20 protein-coding genes are annotated in these 25,031 nt (G+C 70.4%); 6 read left to right on the forward strand and 14 right to left on the reverse strand.

What is annotated here, in order from left to right; translation table 11 throughout:
- Positions 1–59 precede the first annotated feature (59 nt).
- The 4 genes from ACGFY5_RS18420 to ACGFY5_RS18435 form a co-directional block, all read right to left on the reverse strand.
- Positions 60–1,802: a sensor histidine kinase gene (locus ACGFY5_RS18420; RefSeq protein ID WP_392721244.1), complete on the reverse strand. Its 1,743-nt coding sequence runs from the start codon at positions 1,800–1,802 to the stop codon at positions 60–62.
- 92 nt (positions 1,803–1,894) lie between these two features.
- Positions 1,895–2,572: a response regulator gene (locus ACGFY5_RS18425; protein ID WP_392721247.1), complete on the reverse strand. Its 678-nt coding sequence runs from the start codon at positions 2,570–2,572 to the stop codon at positions 1,895–1,897.
- The gene (locus ACGFY5_RS18430; protein WP_392721249.1) at positions 2,563–4,323 is read right to left on the reverse strand and encodes a sensor histidine kinase; all 1,761 of its coding nucleotides are present in this window, start codon (positions 4,321–4,323) and stop codon (positions 2,563–2,565) included. Before ACGFY5_RS18430 ends, ACGFY5_RS18425 begins: the two co-directional genes overlap by 10 nt.
- Positions 4,324–4,567: 244 nt before the next feature.
- On the reverse strand, positions 4,568–5,221 hold the full coding sequence (locus ACGFY5_RS18435; RefSeq protein WP_392721251.1) for an MBL fold metallo-hydrolase: 654 nt from the start codon (positions 5,219–5,221) through the stop codon (positions 4,568–4,570).
- Between the two features lie 113 nt (positions 5,222–5,334).
- Here ACGFY5_RS18435 and uvrA point away from each other — a divergent pair, with 113 nt between their 5' ends.
- Complete coding sequence (gene uvrA, locus ACGFY5_RS18440) at positions 5,335–8,271, forward strand: excinuclease ABC subunit UvrA (protein WP_392722520.1); 2,937 nt, start codon at positions 5,335–5,337, stop codon at positions 8,269–8,271.
- 51 nt (positions 8,272–8,322) lie between these two features.
- Here uvrA and ACGFY5_RS18445 read toward each other — a convergent pair whose 3' ends face one another.
- Positions 8,323–10,479, reverse strand: a complete 2,157-nt coding sequence (locus tag ACGFY5_RS18445; protein WP_392721254.1) for a SulP family inorganic anion transporter — start codon at positions 10,477–10,479, stop codon at positions 8,323–8,325.
- A gap of 169 nt (positions 10,480–10,648) precedes the next feature.
- Complete coding sequence (locus ACGFY5_RS18450; RefSeq protein ID WP_392721256.1) at positions 10,649–11,602, reverse strand: glucosyl-3-phosphoglycerate synthase; 954 nt, start codon at positions 11,600–11,602, stop codon at positions 10,649–10,651.
- 276 nt (positions 11,603–11,878) lie between these two features.
- On the opposite strand from ACGFY5_RS18450, the gene ACGFY5_RS18455 reads away from it, so the two are divergent.
- Positions 11,879–12,415 (forward strand): polyadenylate-specific 3'-exoribonuclease AS, encoded by a 537-nt coding sequence (locus ACGFY5_RS18455; protein WP_392721257.1) that lies wholly within the window; start codon positions 11,879–11,881, stop codon positions 12,413–12,415.
- A gap of 105 nt (positions 12,416–12,520) precedes the next feature.
- The gene (locus ACGFY5_RS18460; protein WP_392721258.1) at positions 12,521–13,549 is read left to right on the forward strand and encodes a 6-phosphofructokinase; all 1,029 of its coding nucleotides are present in this window, start codon (positions 12,521–12,523) and stop codon (positions 13,547–13,549) included.
- Between the two features lie 45 nt (positions 13,550–13,594).
- Here ACGFY5_RS18460 and ACGFY5_RS18465 read toward each other — a convergent pair whose 3' ends face one another.
- Together ACGFY5_RS18465 and ACGFY5_RS18470 are read right to left on the reverse strand one after the other, a co-directional pair.
- Complete coding sequence (locus ACGFY5_RS18465; protein ID WP_392721260.1) at positions 13,595–13,984, reverse strand: phage holin family protein; 390 nt, start codon at positions 13,982–13,984, stop codon at positions 13,595–13,597.
- Positions 13,985–14,012: 28 nt separating this feature from the next.
- Entirely contained in the window at positions 14,013–15,212 is a 1,200-nt protein-coding gene (locus tag ACGFY5_RS18470) for a hypothetical protein (protein WP_392721263.1), read from the reverse strand.
- 80 nt (positions 15,213–15,292) lie between these two features.
- Here ACGFY5_RS18470 and ACGFY5_RS18475 point away from each other — a divergent pair, with 80 nt between their 5' ends.
- From ACGFY5_RS18475 to ACGFY5_RS18485, 3 genes are read left to right on the forward strand one after another with little or no spacing between them, the layout of a single operon-like run.
- Positions 15,293–16,618: a class II 3-deoxy-7-phosphoheptulonate synthase gene (locus tag ACGFY5_RS18475; RefSeq protein ID WP_392722522.1), complete on the forward strand. Its 1,326-nt coding sequence runs from the start codon at positions 15,293–15,295 to the stop codon at positions 16,616–16,618.
- The gene (locus ACGFY5_RS18480) at positions 16,615–17,604 is read left to right on the forward strand and encodes a threonine aldolase family protein (protein ID WP_392721265.1); all 990 of its coding nucleotides are present in this window, start codon (positions 16,615–16,617) and stop codon (positions 17,602–17,604) included. Before ACGFY5_RS18475 ends, ACGFY5_RS18480 begins: the two co-directional genes overlap by 4 nt.
- A gap of 58 nt (positions 17,605–17,662) precedes the next feature.
- Positions 17,663–18,880 (forward strand): hypothetical protein, encoded by a 1,218-nt coding sequence (locus tag ACGFY5_RS18485; RefSeq protein WP_392721267.1) that lies wholly within the window; start codon positions 17,663–17,665, stop codon positions 18,878–18,880.
- Here ACGFY5_RS18485 and ACGFY5_RS18490 read toward each other — a convergent pair.
- The 6 genes from ACGFY5_RS18490 to pknB all read right to left on the reverse strand — a co-directional run bounded on the left by ACGFY5_RS18490 (position 18,877) and on the right by pknB (position 25,010).
- Entirely contained in the window at positions 18,877–19,902 is a 1,026-nt protein-coding gene (locus tag ACGFY5_RS18490; RefSeq protein ID WP_392721269.1) for a GDSL-type esterase/lipase family protein, read from the reverse strand. The genes ACGFY5_RS18485 and ACGFY5_RS18490 overlap by 4 nt on opposite strands.
- Before the next feature lie 94 nt (positions 19,903–19,996).
- Complete coding sequence (gene bfr, locus ACGFY5_RS18495) at positions 19,997–20,476, reverse strand: bacterioferritin (protein WP_392721271.1); 480 nt, start codon at positions 20,474–20,476, stop codon at positions 19,997–19,999.
- Positions 20,477–20,606: 130 nt separating this feature from the next.
- Positions 20,607–20,789: a bacterioferritin-associated ferredoxin gene (locus ACGFY5_RS18500; RefSeq protein ID WP_392721272.1), complete on the reverse strand. Its 183-nt coding sequence runs from the start codon at positions 20,787–20,789 to the stop codon at positions 20,607–20,609.
- Positions 20,790–20,938: 149 nt separating this feature from the next.
- Positions 20,939–21,964: a 3-deoxy-7-phosphoheptulonate synthase gene (aroF, locus tag ACGFY5_RS18505; RefSeq protein WP_392721273.1), complete on the reverse strand. Its 1,026-nt coding sequence runs from the start codon at positions 21,962–21,964 to the stop codon at positions 20,939–20,941.
- A gap of 197 nt (positions 21,965–22,161) precedes the next feature.
- Positions 22,162–23,022: a deoxyribonuclease IV gene (locus ACGFY5_RS18510; protein ID WP_392721275.1), complete on the reverse strand. Its 861-nt coding sequence runs from the start codon at positions 23,020–23,022 to the stop codon at positions 22,162–22,164.
- 11 nt (positions 23,023–23,033) lie between these two features.
- Positions 23,034–25,010, reverse strand: a complete 1,977-nt coding sequence (pknB, locus tag ACGFY5_RS18515) for a Stk1 family PASTA domain-containing Ser/Thr kinase (RefSeq protein ID WP_392721277.1) — start codon at positions 25,008–25,010, stop codon at positions 23,034–23,036.
- Positions 25,011–25,031: the final 21 nt, after the last annotated feature.

The following is a 25,031-nucleotide window of genomic DNA, read 5'->3' on the forward strand; positions in this document are numbered from 1 at the left end:
CAGTATCAGGGAAGTCACGAAAGTGTGGGGGACAGCCACGTCCCTCTAACGGTGTGTACTCAGTCGAGCGGGAGACGCACGCGCAACGTCGTGTCGACGGCTTCGATCTCGCCGCCCAGTGCGCGGGCCCGGTCGCGGATCCCGTCCAGCCCGCTGCCGTGCCACGACACGTCCGCGGCGACCTCGCCGACCAGGAACCCGTCGGCCACGTAGACCCGCACCACGACCCGCGACGCCCGGCTGGCCGCGTTGGTCAGCGCCTCGGCCAGCGTCAGGTACAGCGCCCGCTCCAGCCCCGGCGACGGGCGGACGTCGTCGACCCGTAACTCGACCGCCAGGTCGAGCCGCTCGGCGAGGCTCTCCAGCGCCGCCGGCAAGCCTTCCTCGGTGAGCTGTCCGGGGTGGATTCCCCGAGCGAACGCCCGCAGCTCGCCCAGCGCCTGCGTCGCGGCGTCCCGGGCCTCGCGCAGCGCGCGCCGGGCCTCCGGCTCGACGACGGTGCCCTCCACCGCGGCCAGCCGCATCGCCAGCGCCACCAGCCGCTGCTGGGCGCCGTCGTGCAGGTCGCGCTCCATGCGCTGGCGCTCGGTGGCCTCGGCCTGCAGCAGCCGCATCTGCGCGGCGCGGACCTGCTCGATGCGTGCCTGCACCTCGGTCTGCAGCTGTGCGTTCTCCAGCGCCCGACGCCCGGCGAGCAGCGCGGAGGTCACCAGCCCCTCGTGCCGGCGCAGCGCCGGGTCGGTGTCCACGATCGCCAGCGGCGCCCCGTGCTCGGTCACCACCGGCAGGCGCCAGCGTTCGTTGTCGGCTGCGGGCGGGTGAACGACCCGTCCGGCGTGGTCGACGTGCTGACCCTGGCGCGGCACCCAGAACCAGACGTCGAGCGTCGGATCACGCAGAACGGCGCGGAACGCGTCGCGGACCCGGACCGCCGACGGCGGGCGGGTGAGCTGCAGCAGCTGATCGGCCACCGCGACTTCGGCCCAGCGCCGCCGGAGCCCGACGGCCAGCAGCGCCAGCGGCACCGACAGCGCGAGCGTGCCCTGCACCAGGTACGTGTCGAGCTGCCGGTCGAGGCCCGTGATCGCCCCGGTCTGCACGAACGCGGAGAGCAGCCCGACGACCGCGACCAGCGCGAGCACCGGCAGCGTCAACGCGCGTTCGACGCCGTGCAGCCGCCGCTGCCGCCACCAGATCACTGCCGCGAACGTCGCGGCGGCCGCTGCCGAGATCACCGTGACGCCGATCAGCACGATCGTCTCGGAGCGGTCGGAGTGCCACAGCCGGGGCCAGAAGATGTCGTCGGCGAAGCCGTAGAGCGTCGGCGGGGTCGACAGGCAGAGCATCGCTTGGCCGCCGATCAGCGCGAGCGCGCCCCCCGTGGCCCACCAGCGCTCCGGCCGCCCGTGCAGGCGACCGTCCGGGTAGTACAGGATCCCGATCGCGCCGGTCGTGAAGAACAGCGACTGGGCGAACACCGCGATCAGCGGCCCCGGCCCGGCGTTCCACGCGGCCAACCACGTCAGCGCCCAGCAGAACGACGCCACCAACAGGTAGACACCGGTCGGACGCGTACCGCGCCCGGTGGCCAGCAGGACGCCGGCTGCCGCGGTGGTGGCGCACTCCAGCAGCGTGATCGTGGCGGCCAGCGTGTGGACGCCCCAGTGCGGCCACCCGGCCACCGTCGCCGTGAGCGCCGCGCCGATCGCCGCCAGCATCGCCCACTGCCGCGGGTAGCGGTCGGGAGCCGGGTACCAGGGGGCGCGCTTCCGCGCGCCAGCTGCTCCGAACTCCGTGACCACGAGGTCACCCTAGGGCTAGGAGCTGTGTGCTGTGTTCGCTTGTGCCCGCTCTGTGGCCGAGTCGGTGCCGTGCACAGGTTTCCTGGGATCTCTCACAAGTTCTCCGCGCCGTCCTGGCGGGCCCGGAGATAGGCCAGCACGGCGGAGACCCGGCGGTGGTGGTTGGTCTCGGTCGCCGGCAGCCCGAGCTTGGCGAAGATGCTCGCGATGTGTTTCTCGACGGTCTTCGTGTTGAGCACCAGCACCTCGGCGATGCCGCCGTTGGAGCGCCCCTCGGCCATGTGCCGGAGCACGTCCTTCTCGCGCTCGGTGAGCTGGGCGATGCCCGGACTGGTCGCGCGTTTGCGGCGCTGCTCGAGCAGGCGCTCGACGACCTCGGGCTCGATCACGGTGTCACCGGCGGCGATGCGGGTGAGCGTGTCCTGCAGGGTCGCGACGTCGGCGACCCGTTCCTTGAGGCGGTATCCGACCCCGCGCGAGCCGATCTCCAGCAGCTTCATCAGGTACGGCGTTTCGGTGTAGTGCGAGAGCATGAGAATGCCCAGGTCGGGATAGGTCGCCCGTAACTTCTCGGCGGTGGAGAGCCCACCGTCGGGCTTCGGGGGCATGCGGATGTCGAGGATGACGACGTCGGGAAGATCGGTCTTGATCTGCTCGAACAGTTCGTCACCGTCGGCGGCCTGAGCGGCCACCTCGACGCCGGCGGCCGAGAGCAGCAGGCACAGCCCGTCCCGGAACAGGGCCGCGTCGTCCGCGACGGCTACTCGCATGGAATTCTCGCGGCCACGGTGTAGTCGGTCCCCGCCTCTTTGGTGACACCGGTACTGGGGGTGAACAGTTCTCCGCCGATCGCACGCAGACCGCTGGCGAGCGGGGCGAAATAGCGTTCGCCCTGGTCCTTGGCTCCCACGCCGGTCGCTCGGACCCAGAGGTCACCGCCGGGGGCCGTCACCTCGACCAGGATCTCGGCGGCGTGCAACTGTCTGGTCACGATCGTCAGCACCTCGGTTGTGGAGTAGTACGCCACCGCTTCTACCACCGGTGGGAAACGACGGGCAGGTGCGGTGATCGTCACCGGCACCGGGAACCGGTCGGCGACGGCCTCCAACGCCGGTCCCAGACCCGCCTCGGTCAGTGTCGTCGGGTGGATCCCGTCGGCCAACTCACGCAGTTCGCGCAGCACCTCGCGGATCTCGTCCTGGATCTCCCCGACCAGGTCCTGGGCTCGGGAATCCAGCGGAACCGTCGCGCTGGCGGCCCCGAGCCTCATGGTCAGGGCCGCCAGCCGGTGCTGCGCGCCGTCGTGCAGGTTCTGCTCCAAGCGTCTTCGCTCGGCCCACCGCGACTCCTCCACCTTCCGGTGGGCGGCGGTGAGATCCTGTCTCTCCGCCCGGAGGCCGACCTGCAGGCCGGCCAGCGCGAGCGCCGGCCCGGCCGCTCGGACCGCGGCCGCGACCAGGTCGGTGCGGTGCCGGTGGTGAGGGCTTCCGACGAGCAGTGCAACGGGCTGTTCTTCCAGGTGGACGTCGGGCAGGTGGTCGTCGTTCTCGAGGGTGCGGCCGTCCTGGCAGACGACGGTGTACCGATCGTCGATCGGGGCTTCGAGCTCCTTGCCGTCGGCGTCGACGTAGCGCCGGAGCCCGTCGACCCAGTAGCCGATCTCGATCGTCGGGTCGTGCAGCGCCCGGCGGAGCGCGGACTGCAGCCGGTTCGGGCTCACCGGCCACGACATGCTGGTGACCGAGTCGGCGACCTCGGCCCGCTCGGCCGCGAGCCGGGCCGTCGCGGCCACGACGGTGATCGGCAGCACCAGCAGTGCCGCGCTGACCACGGCCTGCACGGAGAGCAGCCCCTGCCGGGTGAACGAGTCGGCGAGCACCCAGGTGATCAGCACGGTGGCCGCGGTGACGACGGCCGGAAGTTGAGCGGTGCGCAGCGTGCGGCGTTCCAGCCCGCGGGCCCGGCCCAGCCGCCGGGCGACCAGCGTCAGGAAGCAGGCGAGGCAGACCAGGCCGTCGATGTTCGAGTAGGCGCGCGCCCACTCCGCACCGTCGCTGACCGCCATCGCGACGTCGCCGATCACCAGCGTGACGGTCAGGAAGATCAGGTAACGACGTTCCCAGTGGTTGACCGCGTGCGTCCAGAACAACAGCGCGATCGTCATCGAGACCCAGAACGCGGAGTCCGACAGGTACGCGATGATCCGCGGCACCCCGTCGCCCCACAGGTAGACGTGGACACCGCAGCGGAAGATGCCGGCCAACCCGAACGCCCAGGGGACGACACCGCGCGGCAGGCCGAGGCTCGTCTCGCGCAACAGCGGAGTGACCGCCGCGAGCGCGACGGCCAGCAGCGTGTTGACGCTCGCGAGCAGCGGATTGATGGCCCAGAGCGGCCATTGGAGCGCCGTCGAGACCGCGGCGGCGGCCACCACGACCGCGACCATGGTGGTCGCCAACCGGGCCCGTTCGGGCACGGAAGCCCGAGCGGGACGGGTCAGCGACACGCGCTCCGCATACATGACACGATGCTTATCCGTCGCCCACCTGCCAGTACAGAGGGCCTACCCCCAACTCGCCAGGGGTGGCCCCACCCGAGGAGGTTCGGGGCCGACACGGCTGTCCGTCGCGAATGGAATTGGCAAGCTCTCTGTCACGGTCGACCGGCCGTGGAGGGGGTGGGGCCGACGGTCGCTGGGTCGCGCTGTGTCCGGGGGACAGATCGCACCAGCGTCCGGCGGCCCCTGTGCCGGTCGACCGTCCACTTCACCAGCCGCGCTCGCGCCATTCACCGAGGTGGGAGCGCTCGGTGCCGAGTGTCGTGTCGTCGCCGTGACCGGGGTACACCCAGGTGTCGTCCGGCAATTTGCCGAAGACGCGGCTCTCCAGGTGGTTCATCAGCGACCGGAAGTCCTCCGGCGAGTTCGTCTTGCCGGGGCCACCGGGGAACAGCGAGTCGCCGGTGAACAGGTGCGGGCGGCCGCCGGGCTCGCGGTAGAGCAGCGAGATCGCGCCGGGCGTGTGCCCGACCAGATGGATCACCTCGAGCGGAACGTCACCGACCGTGACGGTGTCGCCGTGGTCGACCAGGTCGGTGGCGGCGACCGGCAGCGCCTCGGCGTCAGCCGGGTGGGCCACCAACCGGGCGTTCGTCTCCTTGGCCACCTCGGCCAGCGCCTGCCAGTGGTCACCGTGGCGGTGGGTCGTGACGATCGTCGCCAACTCGGCGTCGCCCAGAACCCGAAGTAGGGTGTCAGCGTCGTTGGCCGCGTCGATCAGCAGCGTTTCTCTGGTGGCGGTATCGCGCAGGAAATACGCGTTGTTGTCCATCGGGCCGACCGACACCTTGGTGATCGTCAGCGGGCCTGCCTCGCGGCTGACCGGCGCTCCCTGGGGATCGACGTGACCGGTGTAGCTCATGGCTCCATCGTATGGTCGGAAAGCGCTGCTAGGGCGCGCGGGCAGAAACTGTCGGACCCCCTCGTTAGATTTGATGCTCTGGTATGTCCGTCGACGAATTGGAAGAGAACACCGTGGCTGACCGGCTCCTCGTGCGCGGAGCACGCGAGCACAACCTGCGGGACGTCAACCTCGACCTTCCCCGGGACGCGCTGATCGTGTTCACCGGTCTGTCGGGGTCGGGCAAGTCGAGCCTGGCGTTCGACACGATCTTCGCCGAGGGTCAGCGTCGTTACGTTGAGTCACTCTCCGCGTACGCCCGGCAGTTCCTCGGGCAGATGGACAAGCCCGACGTCGACTTCATCGAGGGTCTGTCGCCAGCGGTCTCGATCGACCAGAAGTCGACCAACCGCAACCCTCGTTCCACCGTCGGCACGATCACCGAGGTCTACGACTACCTGCGTCTGCTGTTCGCCCGCGCGGGTGTGCCGCACTGCCCGGTCTGCGACGAGCAGATCAGCAAGCAGACGCCGCAGCAGATCGTCGACCGGGTGCTCGCGATGCCCGAGGGCTCGCGCTTCCAGGTGCTCGCCCCGGTGATCCGCGGTCGCAAGGGCGAGTACCTCGATCTCTTCTCCGAGCTGCAGGCCAAGGGCTACGCCCGGGTGCGGGTCGACGGCGTCGTCCAGCCGTTGACCGAGTTCACCGAGGGCAACACCAAGCTGAAGAAGCAGGAGAAGCACACCATCGAGGTGGTCGTCGACCGGCTCGCGGTGAAGGAGAACGCCCAGCGCCGGCTCACCGACTCGGTGGAGACCGCGCTCGGGCTCGCCGGCGGCATCGTCGTGCTCGACTTCGTCGACCTGCCGGAGGACTCGGCCGACCGGGAGCGGAAGTTCTCCGAGAACTTCGCCTGCCCGAACGACCACCCGCTGGCGATCGAAGACCTCGAGCCGCGCACGTTCTCGTTCAACGCGCCCTACGGCGCCTGCCCCGAGTGCAGCGGCATCGGTACCCGCAAGGAGGTCGACCCGGAGCTGGTCGTCCCCGACCCGGAGCGGACGCTCGGCGAGGGCGCGATCCAACCGTGGTCCACCGGGCACAACCTGGAGTACTTCCTCCGCCTGCTCTCCGGCCTCGGTGACGCGCTGGGCTTCGACCTGGACACGCCGTGGGAGAAGCTGACCGCGAAGCAGAAGCGGGCGGTCCTGCACGGGCACGACACCCAGGTGCACGTCCAGTACACCAACCGGTACGGCCGCAAGCGCTCGTACTACGCGAGCTTCGAGGGCGTCATGCCGTTCCTCGAGCGGCGCCACGCGGAGACCGAGTCCGAGTGGAGCAAGGACCGGTACGAGGGCTACATGCGCGACGTGCCCTGCCCGGTCTGCCGGGGCACGCGGCTCAAGCCCGAGGTGCTGGCGGTCCGGCTGTCGGGCAAGAACATCGCCCAGGTGTCGTCGCTGGCCATCGACGAGTGCGCGGCGTTCCTCGCCGACCTGCAGCTCGACAACCGGCAGCGGATGATCGCCGGCCAGGTGCTCAAGGAGATCAACGAGCGGCTGCGCTTCCTGCTCGACGTCGGGCTGGACTACCTCTCGCTCGACCGGCCCGCCGGGACGCTGTCCGGCGGTGAGGCGCAGCGCATCCGGCTGGCCACCCAGATCGGGTCCGGGCTGGTCGGCGTCCTCTACGTGCTCGACGAGCCGTCGATCGGTCTGCACCAGCGCGACAACCGGCGGCTGATCGAGACGCTGCTCCGGCTCAAGAAGCTGGGCAACACGCTGATCGTCGTCGAGCACGACGAAGACACGATCGCGGCCGCCGACTGGGTCGTCGACATCGGCCCGGGTGCCGGTGAGCACGGTGGGCACGTCGTCGTGTCCGGCACCGTGCCCGAACTGCTGGCCAGCAAGAAGTCGCTGACCGGTGCGTACCTGTCCGGGCGGGAGAGCATCCCGGTGCCGGTGGTGCGTCGCCCGGTCGACCCGAAGCGCCGGCTGGTCGTGAAGGGCGCGCGCGAGCACAACCTGCGCGGGCTCGACGTCGCGTTCCCGCTCAGCACGCTGACCGCGATCACCGGCGTGTCGGGGTCGGGCAAGTCGACGCTGGTCAACGACATCCTGTACTCGGTGCTGGCGAACACGCTCAACGGCGCGCGGCTGGTGCCGGGGCGGCACCAGCGGGTGACCGGGCTCGACCAGGTCGACAAGGTCGTCGGTGTCGACCAGTCGCCGATCGGCCGCACGCCGCGGTCGAACGCGGCCACCTACACCGGTGTGTTCGACCGGATCCGGAAGCTGTTCGCCGAGACCACCGAGGCGAAGGTGCGCGGGTACGGCCCCGGCCGGTTCTCGTTCAACGTCAAGGGTGGGCGCTGCGAGGCCTGCACCGGTGACGGCACGATCAAGATCGAGATGAACTTCCTGCCGGACGTCTACGTCCCGTGCGAGGTGTGCAAGGGCGCCCGGTACAACCGGGAGACGCTCGAGGTGCACTACAAGGGCAAGTCGATCGCCGAGGTCCTCGAGATGCCGATCGAGGAGGCCGCGGAGTTCTTCGCGCCGATCACCGCGATCAAGCGGTACCTCGCGACGCTCGTCGACGTGGGGCTGGGGTACGTGCGGCTCGGGCAGCCGGCGCCGACGCTCTCCGGTGGTGAGGCGCAGCGCGTCAAGCTCGCGACAGAGCTGCAGAAGCGCTCCACCGGGCGCACGGTGTACGTGCTCGACGAGCCGACCACCGGTCTGCACTTCGAGGACATCCGGAAGCTGCTCGGGGTGCTCGAGCGGCTGGTCGACCAGGGCAACACGGTGATCGTGATCGAGCACAACCTCGACGTGATCAAGACCGCAGACTGGGTCATCGACATGGGTCCGGAGGGCGGCAACAAGGGCGGCACAGTGGTGGCCGAGGGCACGCCCGAGCAGGTCGTGGCCGTCGAGGCGAGCCACACCGGCCGGTTCCTCGAGCCGCTGCTGCGCGGCGAGGGCGCGGGCGCGGCGGCCCTGCGCGCCAGCGTCGCGGCCCAGCGCCCCAAGCGCACCCGCAAGCCCACGCCGGTGGGCTGACCCCGAGCGGTCCCGTTCCGGCGCGTTCCAGCGCGCCGGAACGGGACCGGTTCAGGCCAGCGCGGAGTCCTCGACCGGGGTGAAGTGGCCGTCGGTGTCGGCCATCCACATTTCGGCGCCGCCGATGTCGAAGAACATGCCGATCAGCTGGATCCGGTCCTCCGCGAGGGCCCGTGCCACCGGCGGGTACTGCGCCAAGTGCTCGAGCTGCTGGCGCACGTTGGCCTGGACGAGCTGCTCCGGCGGCTCGAACCGGGGATCCGGCTCGTCGCGCTCGTAGCGCTCCAGGCTCGGCCGGGCCGCGCACAGCCAGGAGGCCAGCGGCCCAGCGCCGTTGTCCCCACCGCTGCGCAGCGCGTTCATGGCGCCGCACGCCGAATGTCCACAGACCACGATCGTCGGCACGTGCAGCACGTCGACGGCGTACTCCACCGCGGCGGCGACGCTCGACGCCTCGTCCGTTCCGTACGGCGGCACCAGGTTGCCGATGTTGCGCACAGTGAACAGGTCACCCGGCCCGCTCGTCGTGATCAGGTTCGGCACGACGCGGGCGTCCGCGCACGTGATGAACAGCGTCGTCGGTGCCTGGTGGTCGGAGAGTTCCGCGAGGAACGGCCGCACCAGCGGGCGGGCCCGGCGCTGGAACTCGCGCGCACCGGTCAGCACCCGGTCACCCGGCTCGCCGGCCTGCCACTCACCCCAGGGCGAGAACCACCGCGGCAGAGGCAGCCCTGTGCGCGATCGCGTCTCGGCGGCGTCGGTCAGTGCCGAGTGACCGATCTCGTCGATCTGCACCGTGCCGCCACCGGCCCGGTGCCGGTCGATCCACAGGCTCAGGTGGTCGTACGCGGCGTGGTCGAGGAAGTCGACGACGAGCTCCACGACGACGTCACTGCGCGCCGGGATCGCGCCGAGGACGCGGGACAGGCGGGGCACCGCGAGGAAGCTGAGCGTGCCCTCCACCGTGATCCGGTGCCGCCCCTCGGCGTCGACATCGGCGGAGATGCCGGAGCAGAGCACCCGGCGCAGCGTCAGTGCGACCGCCAGCGCCAGACCGGCGAGCACCCCCTCCAGCAGGTTCAGGAACACGACCCCACCGGCGGTGACCAGGTACACGGAGAGATCGCCGTGCCTGCGTACCGCGCGGACGTGGTGCGGATCGACGAGCCGGACTCCGATCACGACGAGCAGGCCGGCGAGCGCGGCCAGCGGCACCTCCTCGATCGCGGCGGTGAGGAACAGCGTGATGACGACCACCCACACGCCGTGCAGCACCGCCGACGCCCGGGTACGGGCCCCGGCCGTGACGTTGGCCGTGCTGCGGACGATGACCCCGGTCACCGGTAGGCCGCCGAGGCCACCGGACAGCGTGTTCGCGACACCCTGACCCACCAGCTCGCGGTTCAGCGACGCGCGGGGACCGTGGTGCATGCCGTCGACAGCCATGGCGGAGAGCAGGCTCTCGACGCTCGCTACCAGCGCGACGGTGAGCACACCGACGACGAACGCGGGCCAGTGGCCGTCCGGCAGCGCGGGCAGCAGGTGACCGCGGAACAGGTCGCCGGGCAGGTCGACGCGGTCGACGGGCAACGCCAGCGTCATCGAGAGCACCGTCGCGCAGCCGATGGCGGCCAGCGGAGCCGGAATGCGCCGTACCGCGGCCGGCATCCAGCGCCAGCCGACCATGACGGCGATCGCGAGCAGCCCGACGGACGTCGCCGGGCCGTGTGGCGTCAGGAGCTGGCCGGGTAGTTCGATCAGGTTGTCCCAGCCGTTGCCGGGGCTGTCGGCGCCGAGCACCACGTGCAGCTGGCCGAGGGCGATCGTCAGCCCGATGCCGGCGAGCATGCCGTGGACGACGGCGGGGGAGAGGGCCATCGCCGACCGGGCGACGCGGCTCAGGCCGAGCACGATCTGCACCAGGCCGGCGATCACGGTGATCGCGCAGGTGGTGGCCCAGCCGAACTGGGCGACCAGTTCGGCGACGATCACGGTCAGACCGGCGGCCGGACCGCTGACCTGGAGCGGGGCGCCGCCGAGCAGGCCGGCGACGATGCCACCCACCGCGGCGGCGATCAGGCCGGCCAGGATCGGGGCGTCGGATGCGGCGGCGATGCCGAGTGACAGCGGTACTGCGACGAGGAAGACGACGAACGAGGCCGGTAGGTCGTACCGGAACAGCGTCGAGAGCTTTTCGGGCATGGGCATGGCGCGGCCTCCAGGGTCGCGTGCGTTTCAGTCCGAATGGTGCACAGAGCAACAGAAATGGGAGTATTCGCCCTATTTCAGACTAAGCGTTCGCGTCGGTGCACGGAAGGCCAGGCATGCAGCGAGGGCACCGAACCGGCGGTTCGGTGCCCTCGCTGTAACGCGGAAGTTAACTCAGTGTGGAGGCGGCCTTACGCGTGGCCTGGTACGAGGGGAGCGAGATCATCGGCGGTCGCTCCTCCCACGGGATGTCCCAGGTCACCGGGACGACTTCGCCTTCCACCCGGCTGAATTGGACCAGGTCGTGACCCTCGGCCCGGCTCGGGCCGATGCGCGCGGTCAGCGTCTGGATTATGGTGGCCGCCATCCGCCCCAGTGCGGCGGTGTCCTGGTGGCCGTGCCCGCGTTCACCCAGGTCTACCTGGGCGACGGCGTCGATGCCGTGGGCGAGCACCGTGTCGATGAGGATGCCGGTCTCCACCCCGTAACCCGGGGCGAACGGCAGTCGTTCGAGCAGGGAGCGCCGTCCGGCGTACTCCCCGGCGAGGGGCTGGACGACACCGGCCAGCTCCGGCAGGAACGCGTTGAGCAAGGGTCGTGCGGTGAGCTCGGTGACCCGTCCGCCACCGACCGGTGAGACACCGGCCAGCGGCCGGTCGTAGAACGCCTTCACCAGCTGGACGGTCGGGTCGCTCAGGACCGGGCCGAGGAGGCCCGTCACGTAATGGGGACGGAAATCGGTCAGGTCGGCGTCGACGTAGACCACGATGTCCGCGCTGGTCGCGTGCAGTGAACGCCAGAGCACCTCGCCCTTGCCCGGGCGACTGGGCAGGTCGGGGACGATGTCGTCGCGGTGGGCGACACGCGCCCCGGCGGCGGCAGCGCGCTCGGCGGTTCGATCGGTGGATCCGGAGTCGACGACCACGATGTCGTCGACGAGGGAGGTCTGCTCCGCCAGGCGCACGATTCGTTCGACGATCGTGCCGACGGTTTCTTCCTCGTTGAGCGCCGGCAGCACCACGGCGACGCTCGTCGAGCCCTTGCGGTCGGCAAGAGCCTCGACGGGCCAGTCACTCGCAGTGGAGGTCCGGCGGGAGAACCACGTACGGGTATCGGCTCTCATCGGCGACCCCTTCCGGTCAGGACCGAGCTGTGGGATAGCCAGCCCAGTGTGACGGGTGAGAACAACCACGCTGTCGGACAATAGTTTCTTGCGAGTTTCGTCCCGAGGTCACGTAAGTGACCTGTTGTGACCGGTTTGGAAGGGGCAGAACGTCCGGCCCCGGACAGCAGGCCATCTGTACCCCTTCACTCCCGTTTTAATACCGCTGAGAATTCCCTCCCGCCACCGCCCTGGCCTGTGATTTGTGCTGTGAACACGGCACGGCAGAATGGAGGGATGGCACCGCTTCGCCGAATCTTCTACGACACCGAATTCATCGAGGATGGGCACACCATCGACCTGGTCTCGATCGGAGCGGTCGACGAGGACGGCAACGAGTTTTATGCCGTTTCCACCGAGTTCGACGACACCCGCGCGATCCCCTGGGTGCGGAAAAACGTCCTCGACAAGCTGCCCGGTCCGTCGTCGAAGGCATGGATGTCGCGCGAGCGAATCAAAGGTGAACTCTTGGAGTTCCTCACCGCCGGGGTGCCCGCGCGCGGCTCGGTCGAGCTGTGGGCGTGGTACGCCGCGTACGACCACGTAGCGCTCTGTCAGCTGTGGGGCCCGATGCCCGCGCTGCCGCGCCCGATCCCGCGGTTCACCAAGGACCTGCGGCAGCGCTGGGACGATCTCGGCAAGCCCGAGCTGCCGCCGGCCGGCGTCGACCAGCACGACGCGGTGGCCGACGCCCGGCACAACCTCGCGCGCTGGCGCGCGATGGAGAAGGCGCGCGTTTCCGCTGCGGAAGGTGTCCGCATCGGATCGGTCTGACGACTACCGTGTGCACCGAGGCGGCTACCGCGTCGAATCGACACCCCTCGTAGCACCGTGACGCGGTTCCCTTCCGCCGCCCGCGTGCTACGAAAGGACCGCACCATGCACATCGGCGTGCTCACCGGCGGGGGAGACTGCCCCGGCCTCAACGCCGTGATCCGGGCTGTCGTCCGTAAGGGCGTCAGCGTCTACGGACATGAATTCTCCGGCTTCCGGGACGGCTGGCGCGGTCCGGTGGAGGACGACGCGCGGCCGCTCGGCATCGAGCAGGTCCGCGGCATCCTTCCTCGCGGCGGCACGATTCTGGGTTCCTCGCGCACCAACCCGTACAAAGTGGAGTACGGCGTCGAGAAGATCCGCGAGACGCTGGAGCGTCGGGGCATCGAGGCGCTGATCGCGATCGGCGGCGAGGACACGCTGGGCGTCGCGAAGAGGCTCACCGACGAGGGCATTCCGGTGGTCGGGGTGCCGAAGACGATCGACAACGACCTCGGTGCGACCGACTACACGTTCGGGTTCGACACGGCGGTGACGGTGGCGGTCGAGGCGATCGACCGGCTGCACACCACGGCGGAGTCGCACCACCGTGCGCTGGTCGTCGAGGTGATGGGTCGGCACGCCGGGTGGATCGCGCTGCACTCCGGGCTGGCCGGCGGCGCCAACGTGATCCTCGTGCCCGAACTGCCGTTCAGCCTCGACGACGTGATCAAGCACGTCGAGTCGCGGTTCGCCACGCAGCACTACGCGCCGATCCTCGTCGTCGCCGAGGGTGCGGTGCCGGCCGAGGGCGCCGAGGTGCTCAAGAGCGGCGAGCGCGACGCGTTCGGGCACGTCCGGCTCGGTGGTATCGGCCAGTGGCTCGCGGAGCAGATCGAGGAGCGCACCGGCAAGGAGTCGCGTGCCGTCGTGCTCGGGCACGTGCAGCGCGGTGGCTCGCCGACGCCGTTCGACCGCGTGCTGGCGACCCGGTTCGGCCTGCACGCGATCGACGCGGCGCACGAGCGGGACTGGGGAAAGATGGTGGCGCTGCAGGGCACGGAGATCGTCCGCGTCCCGATCGAAGAGGCCACCCGCGAACTCAAGACGGTTCCGTTGTCCCGCTACGCCGAAGCAGAAGTCTTCTTTGGCTGAGTGGGCTCCAGGTTCGAACGGACTGACTCCGCGCTTCGCGCGGGGTCAGTCTTCGTCGCGGCCGCCGGCCAGGTCGAGGGCGAGGTTCAGGACGAAGCTGACGACCCAGACGACGATGGCGCCCCAGAAACCGGCCCAGAAGCCGTCGACCTCGAAGCCGAGCCCGAACTGGTCGGCGAACCAGCCGACCAGCAGGAACAGGAGCGCGTTCACGATCAGCCCGAACAGCCCGAGCGTCAGGACGTAGATCCCGCAGCCGATCGTTTTCACGATCGGCTTCACGATCGCGTTGACCACACCGAAGATCGCCGCGACGACGAGCAGGGTGCCGACCTTGGCCGGCCAGGACGTCTCGGTGACGTCGATGCCGTCGACGACGTACGTCGACGCCAGCAGCGCCACCGCGGTGACGAGCACCGTGAGTATGAGCTTCACGGGCTCGATCCTGGCAGACCGGATCTACTCAATCGGTGAGGTCGAGCAGGTCCGGCGCCGCCGGGTGGTGTGCGGCGAGCAGGTCGAACGCCACCCGGGTGGGCGTCGAGCCCTCGGCCCGGTCGAGGACGTCCTCGTCCACCCGGTAGGCGACGCACGGCACGCCGGCGGCTCCGGCGAGCTGCGCGAGCTCGCGCAGGGACCACGCGAGCTCCGGCAGGTCGACGACCCGGTGCCCGGTGGCGTCCAGCAGCGCGACCCGGTCGACGTCCCCGGCCAGCCGCTTGAGCCCGGCCTCGGTCTCCCCGTCGAACGCGGGTTCCGGAGAACCGGGTGTCAGCCCCGCCGCGACCAGCACCACGACCGACGCCACCGGCCCACCCGGCCCGGCACCGTCGGTGACGGCCGACCCGGAGCCGCCGCCGGCCGTCGGGCCGGAGTACGCGCGGCCGCCGACTCGCAGCGTGCGGCGGTTGCCGTCGTCGTCGGTCAGGACTATCGAGCGGCGATCGGCACGCACCGTGAGCAACGGCTCCTCGATGAGCCACTCGGCGTACTCGACGGGATCGTCGAAATCATCCGGGCCGAGGTCCTCGTCGTACTTCAGCGTCACCGGCTCGGTCACCTCGGGTCGCAGCACGACCGGCGTCGGTAACACCGGGAACCGCTCTGGCTCCCGCTCGACCTGGCGCCGGATCTCGTCGCGCTGCGCGAGCCGCTCGTACTGCTCGAGACGCGGTCGTTCGTCGGCGGCCAGGACCAGCCCCAGGGTGGCCGGCCACAGCCAACCCAGGGTGAGGCACAGCGTTCCGCCGACGCCTCCCACCAGTGCCCATGACGACTCGGGACGCAACAGCGCCACCATCGGGCCGAGACAACCCAGTGCGAGCGTGATCGCCTGTAACCAGTCGCCGATCACCCGGGCGCGCTCGGCCCGCAGGCTCCACCCGCCGTACGATGCCAGCGGCCACGACGTCAGCCCACCGAGCGCGATCGCGGCCAGCGACCCGAACGCGGCGTACAACGTCCACGAAGCGTGGTTGGTCAGTGGCCACGCGGCGAAGCCGGCAACGGCGACCAGCCCGAGCACGACCCGGGCCGCACGCACCACCCGTCGCACCGGCCGCCGACCGGCGATCGCGACCCGCAGCGTTGTGTCGGGACGGCCAGCGGGCACCGCGGCCCGGCCGAACGGACCCACCGACTCCGGAATCGTCTGAACGCTCATACCTCTCCAAATCCACGTGGTGGCGGTCACGCAGGTGGGACCGCAACTCCGTAGCCACGGCAACTACCCTGGGGGACGTGATGGACACCGTCGTCGACGACCTGGATATCTGGCGCTCTCTGCCCGCCGCACAGCAACCGACCTGGCCGAATCCCGACACGCTCGCCGAGGTCGGCCGGACGCTGTCCACGGTTCCGCCGATCGTCGCCCCCTATGAGGTCGACGCTCTCCGTGAGCGTCTGGCCGAGGTCGCGCAGGGCCGTGCGTTCGTGCTGCGCGGCGGTGACTGCGCCGAGACCTTCGACGACAACACCGAGCCGCACCTGCGGGCGCTCACCCGCGTCCTGCTGCAGATGGCCGTCGTCCTGACGTACGGCGCGTCGATGCCGGTCGTCAAGATCGGGCGGGTCGCCGGGCAGTACGCGAAGCCCCGCTCGTCGGACGTCGACGCGCTCGGCCTGCCGTCGTACCGCGGCGACATGGTCAACGCGTTCACGCCCGACCCCGAGCTGCGCATCCCCGACCCCAGCCGGATGGTCCGCGCGTACGCCAACGCGGCCGCCGCGATGAACATGCTGCGCGCGTTCAGCCGGGGCGGCATGGCCGACCTGCACGCCGTGCACGACTGGAACAAGGAGTTCGTCAAGAACTCCCCGGCCGGTGAGCGGTACGAGACGATCGCGGCCGAGATCGACCGGGCGCTGAAGTTCATGCAGGCCGCCGGCGTCAACGACCCGGCGCTGCGCGCCACCGACCTGTACGCCTCGCACGAGGCGCTGATTCTCGACTACGAGCGCCCGCTCACCCGGCGCGACGAGAACGGTGTCGCGTACGACCTGTCCGCGCACATGATCTGGATCGGTGAGCGCACCCGGCAGGCCGACGGCGCCCACCTGGACTTCGTGTCGCGGATCGCGAACCCGATCGGCGTCAAGCTCGGCCCGACGACCTCCCCGGAGTACGTCGTCGAGCTCGCCGAGCGTCTCGACCCGGAGCGCATCCCCGGGCGCCTCACGCTGATCTCGCGGATGGGCAACCACAAGGTCCGCGACGCGCTGCCGCCGCTCGTCGAGAAGCTCCGTTCGACCGGGCACCTGGTCGTCTGGGAGTGCGACCCGATGCACGGCAACACGCACGAGGCGTCCAACGGCTACAAGACCCGGCACTTCGACCGCATCGTCGACGAGGTGCTCGGCTTCTTCGAGGTGCACCGCGCGCTCGGCACCCACCCGGGCGGCATCCACGTGGAACTGACCGGCGAGGACGTCACCGAGTGCCTGGGCGGTGCACAGGACCTGCTCGACGCGGACCTGGCCAACCGGTACGAGACCGCCTGCGACCCGCGGCTCAACAGCCAGCAGTCGCTGGAGCTGGCGTTCCTGATCGCGGAGATGCTGCGCGGATGAGTCTCGTCGACCTCCGGTCGGACACCGTCACGCGGCCGACCGACGGAATGCGCAAGGCCATCGCCGAGGCCGAGGTCGGGGACGACGTCTACGGCGAGGACCCGACGGTCAACGCGCTGGAGACCGAGGTCGCCGCGATGTTCGGGCACGAGGCGGCGCTGTTCGTGCCGTCCGGCACGATGGCCAACCAGCTCGCGCTGACCACGCTCCTGCGTCCGGGTGCCGAATTGCTCTGCGACGCCGACGCGCACATCGTCACGTACGAGGGCGGGGCGGCCGGTGCGATCGGCGGCTTCAGCACCCGCACGGTGGTGGGGCCGTCGCCCGGCGTCCTGGACGTGGACGCGTGGCTGGCGCAGGTGCGTGTGCCCGGGTATCCGGGGCTGCCGACGACAGCTGTGGCGGTCGAGAACACGAACATGCGTGGCGGCGGTGCCGTGCTGCCGTACGACGACCTGGTGCGGCTGAAGGCCGGCGTGCCGGCGCTGCACTGCGACGGTGCGCGGATCTGGAACGCCTCGGTGGCGTCCGGGGTGTCGTTCGCCGAGTACGGGGCGCTGTTCGACACGCTCTCGGTGTGCCTGTCGAAGGGGCTCGGGGCGCCGGTGGGGTCGCTGGTCGTCTCCACTGCCGAGCGGATCGCAGCGGCGCGCGCCCGGCGTCATCAGCTCGGGGGAGCGATGCGGCAGGCCGGCATCCTGGCCGCCGCCGGGCTCTACGCGCTGCAGCACCACGTCGACCGGCTGGCCGACGACCACGCCCGGGCGGCACGGCTGGCGGAAGCGCTCGGCGCGGACGCCCCGGAAACGAACCTGGTGCTGCTCACCGTCGACGATCCGGCCGCGGTGGTGGCGGCGGCCGCCGAGCGGGGCGTGCTGACGTCGCTGTTCGGGCCGCGCACGGTACGGCTGATCACGCACCTGGATGTGGACGACGAAGGCCTCGAACAGGCGATTCGGGTGCTCTCATCTGTACTGGGTGGATGAGCTGGAACCCTCCGAACGGAGCCTTTCTTTTTGCTGACGCATGGCGCAACGATGCGTCATGCGCACCTTACGGCGGGTTGTCGGTGAGCAATCGCTGATCCTCGCGTGGACGCTCGGCGTCACGCTGACCCTGTTGTTCGCCGAGTGGCTGCTCGAACCGTTCTTCCCGGTCGTGGTCGCGCTGGGCTTCGGTGCGCTGGTACTCGTCGTCCTGTTGACGATCCGCGATCTGGTCGACGTCCAGCTGACGGCGGAGAACGGGGTCGCCGAGCTCGACCAGCGGTCCGACCGGGCCGACGCCGCCCTGCGTGACCTGGGTGGGCGGGTGCGGGCAGGAGAGGGGGCCCGCCGGGAGGTCGACGAGCTCACCGACCGGGTGAGCCGGTTGGAGACCGTGCTGTCGTTGCTCACGCGGTGGCCGCGGGAGGGTTCCACGATGACCAACACGGTCCTGTTCCGGCCGTCCGCCGAGCGGAACGGGTCGTCGGCGCGGGACGACCTCGCGCGCTTCCGGGGGCGCCGGGCGGCCCAGGAGCGCGGGCGCAAGCGCATCGAACGGTGGCGTACGCAGCTGGGGTCGGGCCCCGATCGGCTCGCGGTGTACGTCGACGTGTTCTGGGTGCCGTCGGCGGAGGGTCCGTTGCTGCTCATCCGGCGGACGCGGATGAGCGCGCCGGAGTGGGGGGCGAGCCAGGAGTACCTGGTCGCGATGGAGGAGCGATTCGCGGACGCGCGTGCGCGGCGGGAAGTCGCGTTCTGGAGCGTGCCGGCGGGGGAGGACCTGGGGCGGCTGGTGAGCCGCCTGGCCGCTGACCAGGACCGGTGGCAGGACCTCGCGGACGGGCTACCGGCGGTGGTGCGGGAAGGTGACGCCGACCGGCTGGGTCCGGCGACGACAGCGGAGCTCGAGACGCTGATCGCGGCTGCCGAGCCGGTGCGGATCGTGCGGTACACCGCCGTGCTGGAAGGTGTGACGACGGCGGATCCGGCGTTCCGGCGGGCGTCGGTGGTGCACACCGAGGGCGATCCGGTGGCGGCGCTCGTCGCGGACGCGTTCGTGCGGGTGCTCGACGGGATGTCGGTGGACGCCTCCGAACCGGCCGACCCGGACGCCACGCTCGGCGACGCCGCGACCGCCGGGATCGCGCGGTGGCACGGCACCGAGGGCCTGCGCGCCGACGCCCAGTCGGTCCTCGACCAACGCCACCGCCGCAGCACGCACACCGCTCTGGAACCTCGCCGCCACCGACGCCCCCGCCACGGCGTCCCGGGCTAGGCGGCTGCGGAGGTTGTGACGGGGGCCAGGTTGCCGTTGGACTGGCGGGCGCACTTCGCGCGCTGGAGATGGCGGGCGACGAAGGTGCTGAGGCACTCGGCGAACTGCGCGTGGCCGCGGGCGTTGGGGTGGGCGGACTGCTGCAGCATGTTCATGCCCAACCCGTGCCGCACCCCGGCCAGATCCACCGACACCCCGCGCGACCACTCCTGGAACCGGCTGATCCCACGCGCGCACGCCTCGCGTCCGCGGAGGGCCGGCGCCAGATCGAGATAGGAGACGCTCCGCGATGCTGCGATCCGCGCGAACGCCGTACTGAACTGACCAGCGACCCAGTTCTTGGCCCAGTTCCCGTCGTCGTCGCGGACGGGACACCCGAACACGCCCCGGCTCGCCGTGCCGTACCGGATGTCGCCGGTCACCGGCGACGCGTACGACTGCAGGACGAGCGAGTAGTCACCAGGCCCGTACCCGGCCTCGCGCATCACGGTCTGGATGTCACGCACGTTCCGCTCGATCCGCGGCACCGCCGCGCCGAGCCGCTTCCGGACGATCGGCGTCCAGGCGTCCTGACAGCGCGGAGCGAGGTTCAGATAGGCGACGACACAGTCGTACGCCAGGTTGGCGTACCCGATGTCGTTGACGCCGACCGTCAGCACGACGAGCCGGACGTCGTAACGCCGGGCCACCGAGCGCAACTGCTCGGCCTGCGGCGCTTCGCCGTACCGACGGTGACCCCCGAGCCGGACGTCGGCCGTGCTCGCCCCCGCACAGGCGAGGTTCACCCGGACGGGGTTCCGCACGCCCGGCAGCGCGGTGTGCTCGATCGCGGCCGCCCGCGAGCGGTGACAGAAGTTGCCGCGGCGATCGGTGCCCGCCCGGTAGGCGCCGGCGCCCTCCCCGGAGACGAAGCTGTCGCCCATCCCGACGACCGCCGGCCGCCGCGCGGCAGCCTCCCCCGGGGGAGCGACCAGCAGACCGAGCATCACCAGCAACGTCACCGTCAGCGCACGCCATTGCACGCACTGATAGTCGCACAGTGATCAGATGAATACGCGGTGTGAAATGATGAAGGCCCATCCCAGCAGCTGCCGGGACGGGCCTCGATCAGTCGGTTCAGGATGAGGGGTGCTCAGCCAACCGGGACAGGTACAGCGGCTCGCCGAGCTTCTCGATCAGGTCGAGCTGCGTCTCGAGGTAGTCGATGTGGTGCTCTTCGTCCTTGAGGATGTCCTCGAAGATGTTGGCCGACGTGTGATCGCCGATGCCGCGCATGTGGGCGATGCCCTCGCGCAGCCGGGTCACGGCCTCCTGCTCGATCAGCATGTCGCACCGGAACATCTCCGGAACGGTCTCGCCGATTCGTAGCGCCAGCAGCTTCTGGTAGTTCGGAAGCCCCTCGAGGAACAGGATCCGGTCGGTGAGCACCTCGGCGTGGCGCATCTCGTCGATGGACTCGGACTTGGTGTGCGAGGCCAGCGTCGTGTAACCCCAGTTCTCCTGCATCTTGGCGTGCAGGAAGTACTGGTTGATCGCGGTCAGCTCGGCGGTGAGCTGCTCGTTGAGGAACTCGATGGTCCTCGCGTCGCCTTGCATGCCGGAGGCCCTCCGTTCGGGTGTGGAAACCTCACCCTAGCGCCGAAACGGAGGTTTTTCCTGTTGCAGGGCATGACTCGCCGACCGTAGAGCTTGTTGCCTCTACGATCGGGGTATGCTTACCCGCAGGTCAGGAAGCTCGAGCCAGCGGCGTTTCTCCGTCCTGGATTAATCCGCAGATCCGCTCGACGCAGGATCCGCACCCGGTGCCGGCACCGCAGGCCTCGCCGACGTCGAACTCGTCGCGCGCTCCGGCGGAGATCGCCATCCTCACCTCGGACTCGCGAACTCGTGCGCAGATGCAGACGTACATGAGCTCACCTCCGCGGCCGGGGAGTGGTTGGTAAGGCTTGGCTCAGTAAGGGTCACCTAAAGGGTCGCAGGATGCAAGTGGTTGTTCGAACTTGCTCCCGAACACCACGAGGCGCCGCCCACTGGGCGGCGCCTCGTCGTGTCGGCAGATCAGGGGGCCGGGGTGAGCGTCTTGCCCAGCGCCGGCGGAAGCGTGCGCACGGCGGTCTCCAGCTCCGCCAGGTCGGCCCCGTGCAGGGCCTGCGGCCCGTCACACTTGGCGGTCTCGGGGTGCGGGTGGACGTCGATCAGCAGCCCGTCGGCGCCGACGCCGATCGCCGCCCGCGACAGCGGGACGACGAGCTCACGGCGCCCGGCCGCGTGCGACGGGTCGATCAGGATCGGCAGGTGCGAGAGCTGGTGCATCATCGGCACCGCCGAGACGTCGAGCATGTTCCGGATCGCCGACTCGAACGACCGGACGCCGCGCTCGCACAGCACGATGTCGAGGTTGCCGCGCTGAGCGATATACTCGGCGGCCATCAGCCACTCCTCGTACGTCGCGGTGAGGCCCCGTTTGAGCAGCACCGGCTTGCCGATCGCGCCCACGGCCTGCAGCAACGGAAAGTTCTGCATGTTGCGGGTGCCGATCTGCAGCATGTCCGCGTACTCGGCCACCACGTCGACGTCGTTGGGGTCGACGACCTCGGTCACGACCGGCAGGCCGGTCTCGGTCCGCACGTCGGCGAGGATCTTCAGACCCTCGACGCCCAGGCCCTGGAACGCGTACGGGGACGTCCGCGGCTTGTAGGCGCCACCACGCAGCAGTGCGGCACCGGCGCCGCGCGCCATCCGGGCGGCCTCGAGCGTCTGCTCGGGCGTCTCGACCGCGCACGGGCCGGCGATCAGCGTCACGCTGTCGGGGCCGATCGGCACACCGCGGACGTTCACCGTCGACGTGCGCGGGTGGTTCTCGCTGCTGACCAGCTTGTACGGCGAGGTGATCCGGACCACCTCGGCGACGCCGGGCAGTCCTTCGACCTCCAGCGAGGCCAGCACCGGTTCCCCGGCGACGACACCGACGATCGTGCGGGTGACGCCGCGCGAGACGAACGCGGAGCCGCCCGCCTCCTCGACCGTCGACACGACTGTCGAGACGGCGCTCTCCGGAGCGTCGGGACTCATCACGATGACCATGGCGGATTTATCTCCTAAAAAACGAAAGAGCCCCGGGCCTGGGGCCCGGGGCGGAAGTTCCTAGCGGCGTGTGCGCTCTAGTGCAGCGCGACTAGCCGCCGGGGAGAGCCCGGGCGGTAGCCATACCAAAAGTAGAAGCGCTGCTGCATGGTCCGAAGCGTAACCGATGATGCGCACGATGCGCTGTCGGGTGCCGGTCAGCGGGTGGCCAGGCCGCGGAGCAGGCCGATGTCGGCGGCGTGGCCGATGCCGTCGTCGTCGGACGGGGTCTCGACGACGACCGGGACGCCGGCGGCGGCGGGGTGGGTGAAGAGGGCACCGAAGGCGTGGGCGCCGATCGTGCCGCGCCCCAGCGTCTCGTGCCGGTCGCGCAGCGAGCCCGCCGGATCGCGGGAGTCGTTCGCGTGCACGAGCGCCAGACGGCCGGTGCCGACCGTGTCGACGAGGGTGTCGAGCACCTTGGTCAGGCCGCCGGGTTCGGACAGGTCGTGACCGGCGGCGTGCGCGTGGCACGTGTCGAGGCACACCCGCAGCCGCGGGTGGTTGTCGACGGCCGCGTAGTACTCGCCGAGGTCGTCGATCCGGGACGCCAGCGCGAACCCGCCACCGGCGGTCGGCTCGACGAGCAGGTCGGGATCGTCCGGGGTCAGTTCGTCGAGCAGCGGTAGCAGGTGCGCCCGCAACTGCGCGTAGGCCTCCGCGCGGCGCTCGGTGGCGAGCGACGAACCGGCGTGGAACACGACGCCCCGGGCGCCGATCACCCGTCCGCGCGCCACCGCGTGGCGCAGCGACGCCACCGACTTCTCGACCGTCGCCTCCACGTTCGAGCCGAGGTTGACCAGGAACGTCGCGTGGATGAAGACCGGCACGCCCTGCTCGGCCACCCACGCGGCGAACTTCGCGTCCTGCGCCGGTACCCCGGGAGCCAGCGCCCAGCCGCGCGGGTTCGAGACGAACACCTGCAGGGTGTTGGCCCTGATGCGTTCGACGTAGGGGATCGCGCGCTTCGCGAGCCCTCCGGAGGCGGGCACGTGAGCGCCGAGAATCGGTGAGGACACGATCAACCAGCCTAGCCCGTGAAGAGCGTGACCTCACTGCCACCGGCGACGGTCTGGCCCGCGCTGGGGAACTGGAAGAGCACCCGGGCGTCGTCGTCGTCGCGGCCACCGCGGCGCTTGACCCGCAGCCCGGCCTCTTCGAGGATGTCCCGCGCCTCGTCGAACTCCCGGCCACCCACGTCGGGAATCTCCACTTGCGCCTGACCCTGCGCGACCTTCAGCACGACCTTCGTGTCGCCGGAGACCTGCCCCGCCTGCGGCTCCTGGTCGATGACCTTGCCGGCCTTGTCGGGATCGTTGTTCGACTCGTCGATCTGGACCTCGAAGTTCAGGTCCAGCTCGCGGAGCTTCTGCTCGGCCTCTTCGCGGGTCTTGTCCTTCAGGTTCGGCAGTTCGACGCCGGCGCCGCGGCTGATCAGGATCAGGATCGTCGTCCCGTACTTCGCCTTCGTCCCGAGTGCCGGCGTCGTCGAGATCAGCTTGTTCGAGTCGACCTTGTCGCTGAAGTCGTAGTCGGACTTGAACTTGAACCCGGCCTTCGTCAGTGCGGCTTCGACGTCACCCTTGCTCTTGCCCGCCAGGGTCGCCGGGATCGTGACGACGTTCGGACCCTTGGAGATCGTGATCGTGACCGTGCCGCCCTTGCGGATGCGGCCGTTCGGATCCGGGGACTGATCGAAGACTCGCCCGTTCAGCGCCTTGTCGTCGTTCGCCGTCTTGACCAGCACCTCCAGGCCCTGCGTCCGCGCCCGGCTGATCGCGTCGGTCTGGTTGAGCCCCACGAACGACGGCGTCTCGGTGTAGCGGCCGACGCCCAGGTACCACCCGGTGCTCGCCGCGACGAGCGCGAACACCACGATCGCGGCGATGAGCCCGAGCTTGCGCTGCTGCGGGTTGAGCGTGGCGAGCGGGCCCGGCAGCGGGAGGCCGCCGGCCCGGTGGCCACCGCCCAGCGGCTGGACGTTCGGCATCATCGCCGTGCCGCGGGCCTCGCCGCCGCGCGGCACGACCTGCGTGTGCTGGCCGGGGGACTGCGGCACCGGCACGGCCGCGGACGCGGTGATGGTCGGCGGCCCGCTCGGCTGGTTGAGGCCCTGCAGGATGCCGGTTCCGGACACGCTGCGGGTGCTGCGGCCGTCGAGCTCGTCGCGCACCATGCGCAGTTCGTCGAGGAACGCGCCGGCGTCGGCCGGGCGCGCGTTCGGATCACGCCGGGTGGCGCGCATCGTCAGCTCGTCGATCGCGGGCGGCACCAGCGGTGCGCGCGACGACGGCGGCGGCACGTCGGCGTGGACGTGCTGGAACGCGATGTTCACCGAAGAGTCGCCGCCGTACGGTACCGACCCGGTGAGCATCTCGAAGAGCATGATCCCGGCGGAGTAGACGTCACTGCGCGTGCTCGCCTGGCCGTACGTGATCTGCTCGGGTGAGACATAGGCCACAGTGCCCATCACGACGCCGCGGGTGGACGTCGGACCGACCGCTGCGACGGCTCTGGCGAGGCCGAAGTCGGCGACCTTGACCGCGCGGCCGTCCGCGCCGATGAGCACGTTCTCGGGCTTCACGTCGCGGTGGACCATGCCGGCCCGGTGCGCCGCGGCGAGCGCGTCGAGCACCGGGTCGAGGATCGCGAGCGCGTCGGAGGCGGGCAGCCGGCCGCGGGCGGCGAGCACCTCGCGCAGCGTCCGGCCCTGTACCTGCTCCATGACGAGGAACGCGAGGCCCTCGTGCACTCCCTGGTCGTACACCGCGACGACGTGCGGGTGGCTCAGCGCGGCGGCGGAGCGGGCTTCCTGGATGAAGCGGTGGACGAACGCCGGGTCGGAGGCGTACCCCGGATGCATGACCTTGACCGCGACGGTCCGTTCCAGACGTTCGTCGATGGCGTCATACACGGTCGCCATGCCGCCGCGCGCGATTCGCCCCCGAATTCGGTAGCGCCCCTCGAGCACGGAACCCACCATGGGGTCGGCCAGCGTCCTGTCCACGGGCATCAGTGTACGGAGAGA

Source organism: Cryptosporangium sp. NPDC048952, from assembly GCF_043197895.1.
In the GTDB taxonomy this organism is placed as follows: domain Bacteria; phylum Actinomycetota; class Actinomycetes; order Mycobacteriales; family Cryptosporangiaceae; genus Cryptosporangium.